This window comes from Pseudomonas sp. REST10 (genome assembly GCF_029542605.1).
GTDB lineage: Bacteria > Pseudomonadota > Gammaproteobacteria > Pseudomonadales > Pseudomonadaceae > Aquipseudomonas > Aquipseudomonas khazarica.
Genome location: NZ_CP035677.1, coordinates 260,080 through 272,997 on the forward strand (window position 1 = coordinate 260,080; position 12,918 = coordinate 272,997).

12 protein-coding genes are annotated in these 12,918 nt (G+C 67.0%); 7 read left to right on the forward strand and 5 right to left on the reverse strand.

Going from position 1 to position 12,918, the window contains the following annotated elements:
- The first annotated feature begins 49 nt into the window (after nt 1–49).
- The 3 genes from doeA to EWH21_RS01215 all read left to right on the forward strand — a co-directional run bounded on the left by doeA (nt 50) and on the right by EWH21_RS01215 (nt 2,941).
- Nucleotides 50–1,240 carry an ectoine hydrolase DoeA gene (doeA, locus tag EWH21_RS01205; protein ID WP_152487466.1) on the forward strand — a complete coding sequence of 397 codons (1,191 nt, stop codon included), beginning with the start codon at nt 50–52 and terminating at the stop codon, nt 1,238–1,240.
- Between the two features lie 119 nt (nt 1,241–1,359).
- On the forward strand, nt 1,360–2,361 hold the full coding sequence (gene doeB / locus EWH21_RS01210; RefSeq protein WP_277699609.1) for a N(2)-acetyl-L-2,4-diaminobutanoate deacetylase DoeB: 1,002 nt from the start codon (nt 1,360–1,362) through the stop codon (nt 2,359–2,361).
- 103 nt (nt 2,362–2,464) lie between these two features.
- Nucleotides 2,465–2,941: an Lrp/AsnC family transcriptional regulator gene (locus tag EWH21_RS01215; RefSeq protein ID WP_277700584.1), complete on the forward strand. Its 477-nt coding sequence runs from the start codon at nt 2,465–2,467 to the stop codon at nt 2,939–2,941.
- Between the two features lie 46 nt (nt 2,942–2,987).
- Here EWH21_RS01215 and choX read toward each other — a convergent pair whose 3' ends face one another.
- Nucleotides 2,988–3,914 carry a choline ABC transporter substrate-binding protein gene (gene choX, locus EWH21_RS01220; protein WP_037052282.1) on the reverse strand — a complete coding sequence of 309 codons (927 nt, stop codon included), beginning with the start codon at nt 3,912–3,914 and terminating at the stop codon, nt 2,988–2,990.
- 204 nt (nt 3,915–4,118) lie between these two features.
- Between choX and EWH21_RS01225 the strand changes: the two genes are divergently transcribed.
- The 4 genes from EWH21_RS01225 to EWH21_RS01240 all read left to right on the forward strand — a co-directional run bounded on the left by EWH21_RS01225 (nt 4,119) and on the right by EWH21_RS01240 (nt 8,677).
- Nucleotides 4,119–4,685 carry a C40 family peptidase gene (locus EWH21_RS01225; RefSeq protein WP_037052280.1) on the forward strand — a complete coding sequence of 189 codons (567 nt, stop codon included), beginning with the start codon at nt 4,119–4,121 and terminating at the stop codon, nt 4,683–4,685.
- A 144-nt stretch (nt 4,686–4,829) separates the two neighbouring features.
- Entirely contained in the window at nt 4,830–5,480 is a 651-nt protein-coding gene (locus tag EWH21_RS01230; protein ID WP_037052277.1) for a 7-cyano-7-deazaguanine/7-aminomethyl-7-deazaguanine transporter, read from the forward strand.
- Nucleotides 5,481–5,711: 231 nt separating this feature from the next.
- Nucleotides 5,712–7,178: an NAD-dependent succinate-semialdehyde dehydrogenase gene (locus tag EWH21_RS01235; RefSeq protein ID WP_277699610.1), complete on the forward strand. Its 1,467-nt coding sequence runs from the start codon at nt 5,712–5,714 to the stop codon at nt 7,176–7,178.
- Nucleotides 7,179–7,300: 122 nt separating this feature from the next.
- A complete protein-coding gene (locus EWH21_RS01240) occupies nt 7,301–8,677 on the forward strand; it encodes an aspartate aminotransferase family protein (RefSeq protein WP_277699611.1) in 1,377 nt (458 codons plus the stop codon).
- A 210-nt stretch (nt 8,678–8,887) separates the two neighbouring features.
- Here EWH21_RS01240 and EWH21_RS01245 read toward each other — a convergent pair whose 3' ends face one another.
- The 4 genes from EWH21_RS01245 to fmt all read right to left on the reverse strand — a co-directional run bounded on the left by EWH21_RS01245 (nt 8,888) and on the right by fmt (nt 12,902).
- A complete protein-coding gene (locus tag EWH21_RS01245) occupies nt 8,888–9,202 on the reverse strand; it encodes a tetratricopeptide repeat protein (protein WP_037052268.1) in 315 nt (104 codons plus the stop codon).
- Nucleotides 9,203–9,274: 72 nt separating this feature from the next.
- Nucleotides 9,275–10,648 (reverse strand): Trk system potassium transporter TrkA, encoded by a 1,374-nt coding sequence (trkA, locus tag EWH21_RS01250; protein ID WP_037052265.1) that lies wholly within the window; start codon nt 10,646–10,648, stop codon nt 9,275–9,277.
- Nucleotides 10,649–10,659: 11 nt separating this feature from the next.
- Nucleotides 10,660–11,973 (reverse strand): 16S rRNA (cytosine(967)-C(5))-methyltransferase RsmB, encoded by a 1,314-nt coding sequence (gene rsmB, locus EWH21_RS01255; protein ID WP_277699612.1) that lies wholly within the window; start codon nt 11,971–11,973, stop codon nt 10,660–10,662.
- Nucleotides 11,970–12,902 (reverse strand): methionyl-tRNA formyltransferase, encoded by a 933-nt coding sequence (gene fmt, locus EWH21_RS01260; RefSeq protein ID WP_277699613.1) that lies wholly within the window; start codon nt 12,900–12,902, stop codon nt 11,970–11,972. Before fmt ends, rsmB begins: the two co-directional genes overlap by 4 nt.
- Between the last annotated feature and the right edge of the window lie 16 nt (nt 12,903–12,918).

Below are 12,918 nucleotides of genomic sequence, written 5' to 3' on the forward strand. Positions count from 1 at the left end.
ACGTCGCCCGGCCCCTCTCTCAGTCCCACAAAAACACGGGGATTCATCCATGTCCGAAATCGTCGTCAACCTCCCCTTCAGCCGGGAGGAATATGCCCAGCGTCTGGCCAGGACCCGCAGCGCCATGCAGGCCAGGGGCATCGAACTGCTGATCGTCAGCGACCCGTCCAACATGGCCTGGCTCACCGGCTATGACGGCTGGTCGTTCTACGTGCACCAGTGCGTGCTGCTGGCGCTCGACGGCGAGCCGGTCTGGTATGGCCGTGGCCAGGATGCCAATGGCGCCAAGCGCACGGTGTTCATGGAACAGGGCAATATCGTCGGCTACCCCGATCACTACGTGCAGTCCACCGAGCGCCACCCGATGGACTACCTGTCCCTTGAGGTCATCGCCGCACGTGGCTGGGACAAGCTCAGCATCGGCGTGGAGCTGGACAACTACTACTTCAGCGCCGCCGCCTACGCCTCGCTACAACGCAATCTGCCCAACGCACGCTTCGTCGACTGCACCGCGCTGGTCAACTGGCAGCGGGCGATCAAGTCGCCGACCGAGATCGGCTACATGCGCATCGCGGCGAAGATCGTCGAGAAGATGCATGCGGCGATCTTCGACAAGATCGAGCCCGGCCTGCGCAAGAACGAGCTGGTCGCCGAGATCTACCGCACCGGCATCCTCGGTGCCGACGGCCATGGCGGCGACTACCCGGCCATCGTGCCGCTGCTGCCCACCGGGGCGGACGCCAGCGCGCCGCACCTGACCTGGGACGATTCGCCGATGCGCAGCGGCGCCGGCACCTTCTTCGAGATCGCCGGTTGCTACAAGCGCTATCACTGCCCGCTGTCGCGCACCATCTACCTGGGCAAGCCGCCGCAGCATTTCCTCGATGGCGAGAAGGCGGTGGTCGAGGGCATCGCCGCCGGCCTGGAGGCGGCCAGGCCGGGCAACACCACCGGTGATATCGCCCGTGCCTTCTTCAAGGTGCTGGAGAAGTTCGGCATCCACAAGGACAGCCGCTGCGGCTACCCCATCGGTATCAGCTATCCGCCGGACTGGGGCGAACGCACCATGAGCCTGCGTCCGAGCGACGAGAGCGTGCTGCAGCCGGGGATGACCTTCCACTTCATGCCCGGCCTGTGGCTGGACGACTGGGGCCTGGAAATCACCGAATCGATCCTGATCACCGAACGCGGCGTGGAAACCCTCTGCGACGTGCCGCGCCAGCTGTTCGTGAAGGATTGATTGCCCTCGGTCGTAGGAGCCGGCTTGCCGGCGATCCGCATCAACAGCATATCGCTGGCAAGCCAGCTCCTACGAAAAGCGACGCCACAGAGACATACATTCATGCCGGGCTTTGCATCATGACCCCACTGCGCGACAACCCCATCAGCCCCACGCTCGACTTCGAGCGTGACGGCGTGCAACACGGCTATCTCAAGCTGCCCTATTCCCGTGACGATTCGGCCTGGGGCGCGGTGATGATCCCGGTGACCGTGGTGAAGAACGGCAGTGGTCCCACAGCGCTGCTCACCGGCGGCAACCACGGCGACGAGTACGAAGGCCCGCTGGCGCTGAGCAAGCTGGCCCAGCGCCTGCGCGCCGAGGACGTCACCGGCCGGGTGATCATCGTGCCGTTCATGAACACCCCGGCGGTGCAGGCCGGCAGCCGTACCTCGCCGATCGACAAGGGCAACCTCAACCGCAGTTTCCCCGGCAAGCCGGATGGCACGGTGACGCAGAAGATCGCCGACTACTTCCAGCGCACGCTGCTGCCCATGGCCGACGTGGTGCTGGACATCCATTCCGGTGGCAAGACCCTGGACTTCCTGCCCTTCGCCGCCTGCCACGTGCTCCCGGACAAGGCCCAGGACGCGGCCTGCGCCGCCGGCATGCGCGCCTTCGCCGCGCCCTACTGCATGCGCATGCTGGAGCTGGACGCGGTGGGCATGTACGACACCGCCGCCGAGGAGCAGGGCAAGGTGTTCGTCACCACCGAGCTGGGTGGCGGCGGCAGCAGCACGGCGAAGAGCCTGGCCATCGCCGAGCGCGGCGTGCGCAATCTGCTGATCCATTTCGGCCTGCTGCAGGGCGAGATCGAGGCCGGCGAGTCGGTGATGCTCGACATGCCCGATGGCGACTGTTTCGTCGCCAGCGAGGACGACGGCCTGCTGGAGATGTGCCGCGATCTGGGCGACAGGGTGGAGAAGGGCGAGGTGATCGCACGGGTGCACAGCCTGCGGCGCACCGGCGCGCCCGCCAGCGAGTACCACGCCCGGCGCAGCGGCCTGCTCGCCGCCCGGCATTTCCCGGGGCTGGTGCAGTGTGGTGATACCCTCGCGGTCATCGCCGAGGTGGTGGGCTAACCGGTCGCGGCTAAAGCCCCTCCCACAGACTTACAGATCGTGGGGGGGGTAGCCGCGACCGGGGGCCATACACCCCATGAACGCTCAATCGACCGAGGCACCGATGCACAAGCTCGACCGCTATGACCTGAATATCCTGCGCATCCTCGCCGAGGACGGGCGGATCACCAAGTCGGCCCTGGCCGAGGCGATCAACCTCTCGGTGACCCCGGCCTGGGAGCGCGTGCGCAAGCTGGAAAGCGCCGGGCTGATCAAGGGCTACCGCGCGCTGATCGACTGGGCGGCGCTGTTCCGCAGCCAGCAGGTGCTGGTGGAAATCACCCTGGCGCGGCATACCGCGCAGGACATGCGCCGCTTCGAGCAACGCCTGGGCGAGGCGCCGGAGGTGGGCTTCTGCTACGCCACCGGCGGCGGCGTCGACTACATCGCCATGATCCGCGCCCGTGACATCGACCACTACCAGCGTTTCATCGACCAGCTGCTGCTGGAAGACCTCGGCATCGAGCGCTACTTCACCTACATCGTCACCAAGACCATCAAGGCGGACGCGTCGGGTGCGCCCGCCGAACTGGACGACTGACGTACGCCAGGCCTGAGATATCGGGCATCTGCAGGCTGGCGTGGCATCAGAGCCTGGCCTTCACCGCGGCCAGGCCGTCAGCGCCGTCGCGGGTGGTCACCCCGTCCAGCCAGCGCTCCAGCACCTGCGGGTTGGCCTTGATCCAGGTGCTGATCGCCGTGGCGTTGGCCACCTTGCGGTTGAGCACCTCATCCATGATGGTGTTTTCCATTTCCTGGGTGAAGGTCAGGTTGCTCAGCAGCCTGCCGACGTTCGGGCACTCGGCGACATAGCCCTTGCGCGCCAGGGTATTGACCGAGCCGGTGCTGCCGAAGAATTTCTCGCCGCCCTTGAGGTACTGCATGTCGAACTGCACGTTCATCGGGTGCGGCGTCCAGCCGAGGAACACCACGAACTCGTCGCGCTTCACCGCGCGGCCGACCTGCACCAGCATCGCCTGTTCGCTGGACTCCACCAGCTTCCAGTCGCCGAGGCCGAATTCGTTGCCCTCGATCATCTGGCGAATGTAGTCGTTGGCCGGCGAGCCGGAGCCGATGCCGTAGATCTTCCGGTCGAAGCGCTCGGCGAAGCGCTTCAGGTCGCTGAAGTCCTTCACCCCTGCCGCGTAGGTGTAGGTGGGCACGGCCAGGGTGTACTCGGTGCCGCCGAGGTTCTCCACCACCTTGTCCACCTGGCCGCTCTCCACGTAGCGCGCGTAGTCGTGCTGGCCTGCCGGCATCCAGTTGCCGAGGAACACATCCACCTGGCCCTTCTGCAGCCCGGCGAAGATGATCGGTACGGCCAGGGTGCGGGTCTGTGCCTTGTAGCCGAGGCCGTCGAGCAGCAGGCTGGCGATGCCGTTGGTCACGGCGATGTCGCTCCAGCCCGGATCGGCGAGGGTGACTGCGCTGCAGCTGGCGCTGTCGGTCTGTGCCTGGGCGCCAAGGCTGACGGCCAGCAGCGAGGCGGCGAACAGGGTGGTTCTCAGGTTCATGCACGAGTCCTTTGCGGTGGTGGGCAGCCGGGTGACCTTAACGGTCGAGCGGGTGCGGCTCAACAGTCGGGGCGCAAATGGCGGTGATCGGTCACGAATGTGCAGCTTCAGGCCGGTAACCGTTCGTCGCTTGACGAGGCCGGCAGTGAACCCGGTGGGCTTTTCGATGGTCCGTCTCCGGGACGGGCGGGAAGCCTGTTTTCTATGCAATGCCTTGATTCGGAGGGGGTTCCGTTCGCTGGCCAGTCACCAGGATCACTGGGTTTGAACAAGTTTTTCACGTCACTTTGCCTGGGAGGCGCTCTTTTACTGGGAATTTGTACCCAAGCCTCCGCCACCTTCCGTATCCAGACCATTCCCGCCACCGCGCCAGCGGCCGAGCCGGCGCCGGCCCGCGAGGTGATCGACCGCGCCCTGGGCGCCCTGGGCATACCCTATCGCTGGGGCGGCACCAGCCCCCGGCAGGGCTTCGATTGCAGCGGCCTGGTGCAGTACGCCTTCAAGACCCAGAGCGACCTCGACCTGCCACGCACCTCTCGCGCCCTGTCACGCCTGGACGCGCCTTCGGTGAAGCGCAGCGACCTGCAGCCGGGCGATCTGCTGTTCTTCCGTATCCGTAGCCGCTCTGTGGACCACGTGGCCATCTACCTGGGCGACGGCCGCTTCATCCATGCCCCGCGACGTGGCAGCAACGTGCGCATCGATCACCTCAGCAACGCCTATTGGCAGCGTCATTTCCAGCTGGCCAAGCGAGTCGTGCCGGAAGCCTGAACAATCGAGCGGACCAACGGCGCGGGACCGCTCGGGCAAAACCTATCCCGCGAGTCAACAACGCGCTAGAATGCGCGCCGCTCGTGGCCATGTCGGCTGCGGCAGTGGGTTCCCTCACCCCACTTCACGAAAAAGGACATCGACATGACCCTGATTCCCGCGTCGGTCAGTCGGCCCGTGCTGGCCGGCCTGATCGCCTTCCACATCCTCATCATCATCGCCAGCAACTACCTGGTGCAGCTGCCGATCACCCTGTTCGGCTGGCATACCACCTGGGGTGCGTTCAGCTTCCCGTTCATCTTCCTCGCCACCGACCTCACCGTGCGCCTGATCGGCAAGCATGCCGCGCGCGTGGTCATCGCCCGCGTGATGCTGCCGGCGCTGCTCGCTTCCTATGTGGTCTCGGTGCTGTTCCACGAGGGGGCCTTCGGCGGCCTGGCAACGCTGGGCGAGTTCAACCTGTTTGTCTTCCGCATCGCCGTGGCCAGCTTCCTCGCCTATGCCTTCGGCCAGTTGCTGGACATTCAGGTGTTCGACCGCCTGCGCAGGATGCGCCAGTGGTGGGTGGCGCCCACTGCCTCGACCATCTTCGGCAACCTGCTGGACACCTTCCTGTTCTTCTCGGTGGCCTTCTGGCACAGCGACGATCCGTTCATGGCGGCCAACTGGGTGGAAATCGCCACGGTGGACTACGTGATCAAGCTGGCCATCAGCCTGATGCTGTTCGTGCCGCTGTACGGCATGCTGCTCAGCGCCATCGTGCGTGCCCTGCCGCAACGTACTGCCACGGCGTGAAGCACGCTCGCGGCTAAAGCGCCTCCCACGGTGGCCGGTGGCGAGTGTGTGTGAGGGACTTTAGCCGCGATTGTCTGAGTGCCGCTGCCGAGGCGCGACGGGGCCTCAGAAATCGTCTGTTCGCCGCGCTCCTTCAGAAAAAACTGCGGTAGCGCCTGGCCGGCTTGGAAAAAACACCAAGCCACCCTTCCCTAGCATGTCTCCCATGCCCATCGGCCCGGAGACATCGCCATGCCCCTCGACCACCCCCTGCTGTTCAAGTCGCTCTGCTATGTCGACGGTCACTGGGTACACAGTGACGACGGCGCCAGCGTCGCGGTGCAGAACCCGGCCGACCAGAGCCTGATCGGCCATGTGCCGATGCTCAGCGCGCAGCAGATCGGCAGCGCCGTGGATGCCTCCCAGCGTGCCTTCATCGCCTGGCGCGAGCAGAGCCTGGACGCCCGCGCGGCATTGCTGCGGCGCTGGGCCGAGCTGATCCTGCAGCATCAGGAAGACCTGGCGCGCATCCTCAGCCTGGAGCAGGGCAAGCCGCTAGCCGAGGCGCGTGGCGAGATCCGCTACGCCGCCAGTTTCATCCCCTGGTTCGCCGAGGAGGCGCGCCGGCTCTACGGCCAGACCATCCCCAGTCATATCCCCGGTGCCCAGCTGGGTACGCTCAAGGAGCCGGTGGGCGTCTGCGCCCTGCTCACGCCCTGGAACTTCCCCAGCGCGATGATCACCCGCAAGGCCGCCGCCGCCCTGGCCGCCGGCTGCAGCGTGGTGGTCAAACCGGCGCACGAGACGCCCTACTCCGCCTTCGCCCTGGCTCAGTTGGCCGAGGAAGCGGGCTTCCCCGCCGGTGTGTTCAACGTGGTGCTGGGTGAGCCGCAGATGGCCATGGAGACCCTGGTCAAGGATGCGCGGGTGCGTTCGGTGAGCTTCACCGGCTCGACCCGCGTCGGCAAGCTGGTGCTGCAGGCTGCCGCCGATGATGTGAAGAAGGTGGCCCTGGAGCTGGGCGGCAACGCGCCGCTGATCATCTGCGCCGATGCCGACCTCGATCACGCCGTGCAGGTGGCGCTGGACGCCAAGTTCCAGACCTCCGGGCAGGACTGCTGCGCGGCCAACCGCATCCTGGTGCAGCGCCCGGTCTACGAGGAATTCCTGCAACGCTTCGCCAGGGCCGTGCGCGACCTTCGCGTGGGGCCGGGGCATGACGAACGCAATCAGATCGGTCCGCTGATGCACCAGGCGGCGCTGGACGGCACGGCTGCACGGGTGGCCGATGCCATCGAGCAGGGTGCGCGGCTGCTGGTCGGTGGTGAGCCCCATGCGCTGGGCGGCTGGTTCTGGCAGCCGACGCTGCTGGCCGACGTCACAGGCGACATGCGCATCTACCGCGAGGAGAACTTCGCGCCCATCGCCGGCGTGCGCGCCTTCGACAGCCTGGACGACGCCGTGGCCATGGCCAACGACACCGAGTACGGCCTGGCCGCCTACATTTGTTCCAACCGGGTGGACGTCGTCCATCCGCTGATTCGCCGCCTCGAGCATGCCATGGTCGCGGTCAACGGCAGCAAGTTCACCGGCCATCCGATCCCCTTCGGTGGCATGAAAGCCTCCGGCCTCGGCCGCGAAGGCGCTACGGAAGGCTTCGAGCCCTTCGTCGAAACCAAGTACTTCTGCATTCATCACCAGGGCCAGCGTTACCCCTGATGCCCCCGGAGAGCCGCTGGGAGGGACTTCAGCCGCGCCTGACCTTGCAGGCGCTGCAAGCCCCTCCCACAAACCTGTGAATGACCTTTATCGCCACCCCAGCGAATCAGATGGAGACCGCCATGACCGACTACCAGAAGCTGTTCGAGCAGGACCGTGCCCACTTCATGCACCCGTCCACTCACGCCCATGACCATGCCAGCGGCGCGCTCAAGGGCCGCATCATCAAGGGCGCTTCGGGCATCCGCATCCAGGATCACGAGGGCCGCGAGCTGATCGACGCCTTCGCCGGCCTGTACTGCGTGAACATCGGCTATGGCCGCACCGAGGTGGCCGAGGCCATCTACAAGCAGGCCAAGGAGCTGGCCTACTACCACACCTACGTCGGCCACTCGACCGAGGCCATCATCGAGCTCTCGGCGCGCATCATCGACTGGGCGCCGCAGGGCATGAAGAAGGTCTACTACGGCATGTCCGGCTCGGACGCCAACGAGACCCAGATCAAGCTGGTGCGTTACTACAACAACGTGCTCGGGCGCCCGGCGAAGAAGAAGATCATCTCGCGCCAGCGCGGCTATCACGGCTCGGGCATCATGACCGGCAGCCTCACCGGCCTGGCCAGCTTCCACCAGCATTTCGACCTGCCGCATGCCGATATCAAGCACGCCGCCTGCCCGCACTTCTACAAGGCGCCGGCCGGCATGGACGAAGCCGCCTTCGTGCAGCACTGCGCCGAGGACCTGGAGCGCCTGATCCTGGCCGAGGGCCCGGAGACCGTGGCGGCCTTCATCGGTGAGCCGGTGATGGGCACCGGCGGCATCATCGTGCCGCCCAAGGGCTACTGGCAGGCGATCCAGGCCGTGCTGGCGAAGTACGACATCCTGCTGATCGCCGACGAAGTGGTCTGCGCCTTCGGCCGCCTGGGCACGCCGATGGGCAGCCAGATGTTCGGCATGCAGCCGGACCTGATCACCACCGCCAAGGGCCTGACCAGCGCCTATGCCCCGCTGTCGGCGGTGATCGTCGGCGAGAAAGTGTGGAACGTGATCGACGAGGCCTCCAGCCGCGACGGTGCCATGGGCCATGGCTGGACCTACTCCGGCCACCCGATCTGCGCCGCCGCCGCGCTGGCCAACCTGGATATCCTGGAGAAGGAAAACATCGCCGCCAACGCCGCCGATGTCGGTGCCTACCTCAACCAGCAGCTGCGCCAGACCTTCGAAGGCCACCCGCTGGTGGGCGAAGTCCGTGGGGTCGGCATGCTCGCCGCGCTGGAATTCATGGCCGACCGCGAGGCGCGTACGCCCTTCGATGCCGCGCTCAAGGTCGGCCCGCGTGTCTCCGCAGCGTGCCTGGAGCGCGGCATGATCGCCCGCGCCATGCCGCACGGCGACATCCTCGGCTTCGCCCCGCCGCTGGTGCTGAACAAGGCCGAGGCGGATCAGGTGGTGGGTATCGCCAAGGCGGCGGTGGACGCGGTGGCCAGCGAGGTGCTCTGAGCCGCTGCAGTGCGCCGGAGCGTGCGCTTCAGCCGCAAGCTCCCTGCGCCCGGGCCGTTGGCGACGTCAAGAGCGCGTCGCCGAAGTGCCTGGCGCAGAGCGCGCTACGGCACGCGTGGGAGGGGCTTCAGTCGCGAGCGCCTGGAGCCTGTCCCCGGATTGCATCCGGGCTACGTCGGTGCGCGTCGATAGCTCGCGGCGGCGTGTCGATCAGCGCGGCTTGTCCAGCTTGCGCAGGAACACGCTCATTTCCTTCTCGGCCTGCTTGTCGCCCTTGGCCTGGGCGGCGGCGATGCCCTGCTGCCAGGCCTGGCGCGCGGCGTCGTGCTCGCCCTGGGCCAGCAGCGCCTTGCCCAGCAGCTTCCACGCCGCCGAATAGCCCGGGTCGAACTCGACGCAGCGTTGCAGGTGTTCGGCGCCCTGTGCGGCGTCACCGCCGTCCAGGTGGGCCTTGCCCAGACCGAAGCGCAGCAGGGCGTTGTCCATGCCCTTGGCCAGCATCTTTTCCAGTGCCTCGGTACTCATTCGGGCCTCCTTCGTTGGCCAGCCACAAGCCACAAGCGCTTTACTTGCCGCTTGAAGCTTGCGGCTTGCTGCTCAGAAGAACGTCAGACCGGCCTGGAACAGGCGCTCGACGTCGCGGATGTACTTCTTGTCGACCAGGAACAGGATCACGTGGTCGCCGGACTCGATCACCGTGTTGTCGTGGGCGATCAGCACTTCCTCGTCGCGGATGATGGCGCCGATGGTGGTGCTCGGTGGCAGGGCGATGTCCTCGATGGCACGGCCGATGACCTTGCTCGACTTGGCATCGCCATGGGCGATCACTTCCAGCGCTTCCGCCGCGCCCCGGCGCAGGCTGTGCACGCTCTCGATGTCGCCACGGCGCACGTGGGTCAGCAGGGTGCCGATGGTGGCCAGCTGCGGGCTGATGGCGATGTCGATCTCGCCGCCCTGCACCAGGTCGACGTAGGCCGGGTTGTTGATGATGGTCATCACCTTGCGCGCGCCGAGGCGCTTGGCCAGCAGCGACGACATGATGTTGGCCTCGTCGTCGTTGGTCAGGGCGAGGAAGATGTCGGCGTCGTTGATGTTCTCTTCCACCAGCAGGTCGCGGTCCGAAGCACTGCCCTGCAGCACGATGGTGCTGTCGAGGTTCTCCGAGAGGTAGCGGCAGCGTGCCGGGCTCATCTCGATGATCTTCACCTGGTAGCGGCTCTCGATGGCCTCGGCCAGGCGCTCGCCGATGTTGCCGCCGCCGGCGATGACCACGCGCTTGTAGCTGTCCTCGAGGCGACGCATCTCGCTCATCACCGCGCGGATGTGGGCCTTGGCGGCGATGAAGAACACCTCGTCATCGGCCTCGATGACGGTGTCGCCCTTGGGCATGATCGGCCGGTTGCGCCGGAAGATGGCGGCCACGCGGGTATCCACCGTGGGCATGTGCTGGCGCAACTGGCGCAGCTGCTGGCCCACCAGCGGCCCGCCGTAGTAGGCCTTGACCGCCACCAGCTGGGCCTTGCCCTCGGCGAAGTCGATGACCTGCAGGGCGCCGGGGTATTCGATCAGGCGCTTGATGTAGTTGGTCACCACCTGCTCGGGGCTGATCAGCACGTCGACCGGGATCGCCTCGTTGTCGAACAGCGCTTCGCGGGTCAGGTACGCCGCCTCGCGCACGCGGGCGATCTTGGTCGGCGTGTGGAACAGGGTGTAGGCGACCTGGCAGGCGATCATGTTGACTTCGTCGCTGTTGGTCACCGCCACCAGCATGTCGGCGTCATCGGCGCCGGCCTGGCGCAGCACGGTGGGGAACGAGCCCTTGCCCTGCACGGTGCGGATGTCCAGGCGGTCGCCGAGGTCGCGCAGGCGGTCGCCGTCGGTGTCCACCACGGTGATGTCGTTGGCTTCGCTGGCGAGGTGCTCGGCCAGGGTGCCACCGACCTGACCTGCGCCGAGAATGATGATTTTCACTGATCGCTCCGTTAGCCGTGGTTCGCCACGGCAGTCTTTATCAGCTTGGCATAGTAGAAGCCGTCATGGCCGTCCAACTGCGGCAACAACTGGCGGCCGTGTTCTGGCTGCAGACCGAATTCACCAGCGATGGCGAGCTCCTGCGCATCGGCCGTGCGGGCGAGGAAGGCGGCGATGGTGTCGCTGTTCTCCGTCGGCAGCACCGAACAGGTGGCGTAGAGCAGGATGCCGCCCGGGGCCAGCGTTGGCCACAGGGCATCGAGCAACTCGCCCTGCAGCGTGGCCAGGGCGGGAATGTCTTCGGCCTTGCGGGTCAGCTTGATGTCCGGGTGACGGCGGATCACCCCGGTGGCCGAGCAGGGCGCGTCGAGCAGGATGCGCTGGAACGCCTGGCCATCCCACCAGGCGCCGGTATCGCGGCCATCGGCGGCGATCAGCGTGGCCTCGAGCTGCAGGCGTTCGAGGTTTTCCCGCACGCGGGCCAGGCGCTTGGCTTCCAGGTCGACGGCGACCACTTCGGCCAGTCGCGGCTCGACCTCGAGCAGGTGACAGGTCTTGCCGCCCGGTGCGGCGCAGGCATCGAGCACGCGCTGACCGGGTGCCAGCTCGAGCAGCTCGGCAGCCAGCTGCGCGGCCTCGTCCTGCACGCTGACGCGGCCTTCGCTGAAGCCGGGCAGGCTGGTCACGTCGCAGGGCTGCAGCAGGCGCACGCCATCGCGGCTGAAGTCGCAGGGCGCGGCCTCGATGCCGGCGGCGCGCAGTTCGACGAGGTAGTCGTCACGGCTGCCATGGCGGCGGTTGACCCGCAGAATCAGCGGCGGATGGGCGTTGTTGGCGGCGCAGATGGCCTGCCAGTGCTCGGGCCAGTGCGCCTTGAGCGATTTCTGCAGCCAGCGCGGATGAGCGGTGTGCAGCACCGGGTCGCGATCCAGCTCGGCGAGCAGCGCCTCGTGCTCGCGCTGCGCACGACGCAGCACGGCGTTGAGCAGGCCCTTGGCCCAGGGCTTCTTCAGCGCGCCGGCGCAGCCGACCGTTTCGCTGATGGCGGCGTGTTCCGGGATACGGCTGTGCAGCAACTGGTAGAGGCCGACCAGCAGCAAGGCTTCGACGTCCTTGTCGGCGGCCTTGAAGGGCTTTTCCAGCAGCTTCTCGGCGAGCAGTTGCAGGCGCGGTTGCCAGCGGGCGGCGCCGAACGCCAGGTCCTGCGCCAGGGCGCGGTCGTGGTGTTCGACCTTGTCCAGCTGCGGCGGCAGGCTGCTGCCCAGCGAGGCCTTGCCGGACAGTACGGCGGTCAAGGCGCGGGCGGCAGCCAGACGTGGGTTCATTGACCGAGTACCAGGCCGGGGGCGAACTGTTCGCGACGGCTGTTGTACAGGTCGCTGAAGGCCAGCGGCTTGCCGCCGGGCAGCTGCAGACGGGTCAGGCGCAGCGCGCCCTCGCCGCAGGCCACGGTCAGGCCGCTCTTGTCCGCGGCGAGAATGCTGCCGGGGACGCCAGTGCCTTCCGCCAGCTTGGCGGCATGCACCTTCAGCGCCTCACCGTTCAGCGTGCTGTGGCAGATCGGCCAGGGGTGGAAGGCGCGCACCAGGCGCTCCAGCTCCACGGCAGGCCGGCTGAAATCGAGGCGTGCCTCGTCCTTGTTCAGCTTGTGCGCATAGTTGGCCAGGGCATCGTCCTGCACCTCGCCCGCGAGGGTGCCAGCCGCCAGGCCGTCGACGGCCTGCAGGACCGCCTGCGGGCCGAGCCGGGCCAGGCGATCATGCAGGCTGCCGCCGGTGTCCTCGGCAGAGATCGGTGTCGTCACCTTGAGCAGCATCGGCCCGGTATCCAGGCCGGCCTCCATCTGCATCACGGTAACGCCGCTCTCGGCATCGCCGGCCTGCACCGCACGCTGGATCGGCGCGGCGCCGCGCCAGCGCGGCAGCAAGGATGCGTGACTGTTGATGCAGCCCAGGCGCGGGGTGTCGAGCACCACCTGCGGCAGGATCAGGCCGTAGGCCACCACCACCATCAGGTCGGGTTGCAGCGCCGCCAGTTCGGCCTGAGCCTCCGCATTGCGCAGGCTGGCCGGCTGGTAGACGGCGATGCCGTGCTCCAGGGCCAGCTGCTTGACCGGGCTGGGCATCAGTTTCTGGCCACGCCCGGCCGGGCGATCCGGCTGGGTGTAGACGGCGACGATGTCGTGCTGGCTGGCCAGTAGGGCCTTGAGGTGCTCGGCGGCGAATTCCGGGGTGCCGGCAAAGACGATACGCATGGGGCAGTCACCAAAG

Excerpts from the sequence above, each read along its gene's own strand:
- doeA (WP_152487466.1), top strand. The coding sequence starts at position 50 with ATGTCCGAAATCGTCGTCAACCTCCCCTTCAGCCGGGAGGAATATGCC.
- doeB (WP_277699609.1), top strand. The coding sequence starts at position 1,360 with ATGACCCCACTGCGCGACAACCCCATCAGCCCCACGCTCGACTTCGAG.
- EWH21_RS01215 (WP_277700584.1), top strand. The coding sequence starts at position 2,465 with ATGCACAAGCTCGACCGCTATGACCTGAATATCCTGCGCATCCTCGCC.
- choX (WP_037052282.1), bottom strand. The coding sequence starts at position 3,914 with ATGAACCTGAGAACCACCCTGTTCGCCGCCTCGCTGCTGGCCGTCAGC.
- EWH21_RS01225 (WP_037052280.1), top strand. The coding sequence starts at position 4,119 with ATGCAATGCCTTGATTCGGAGGGGGTTCCGTTCGCTGGCCAGTCACCA.
- EWH21_RS01230 (WP_037052277.1), top strand. The coding sequence starts at position 4,830 with ATGACCCTGATTCCCGCGTCGGTCAGTCGGCCCGTGCTGGCCGGCCTG.
- EWH21_RS01235 (WP_277699610.1), top strand. The coding sequence starts at position 5,712 with ATGCCCCTCGACCACCCCCTGCTGTTCAAGTCGCTCTGCTATGTCGAC.
- EWH21_RS01240 (WP_277699611.1), top strand. The coding sequence starts at position 7,301 with ATGACCGACTACCAGAAGCTGTTCGAGCAGGACCGTGCCCACTTCATG.
- EWH21_RS01245 (WP_037052268.1), bottom strand. The coding sequence starts at position 9,202 with ATGAGTACCGAGGCACTGGAAAAGATGCTGGCCAAGGGCATGGACAAC.
- rsmB (WP_277699612.1), bottom strand. The coding sequence starts at position 11,973 with ATGAACCCACGTCTGGCTGCCGCCCGCGCCTTGACCGCCGTACTGTCC.
- fmt (WP_277699613.1), bottom strand. The coding sequence starts at position 12,902 with ATGCGTATCGTCTTTGCCGGCACCCCGGAATTCGCCGCCGAGCACCTC.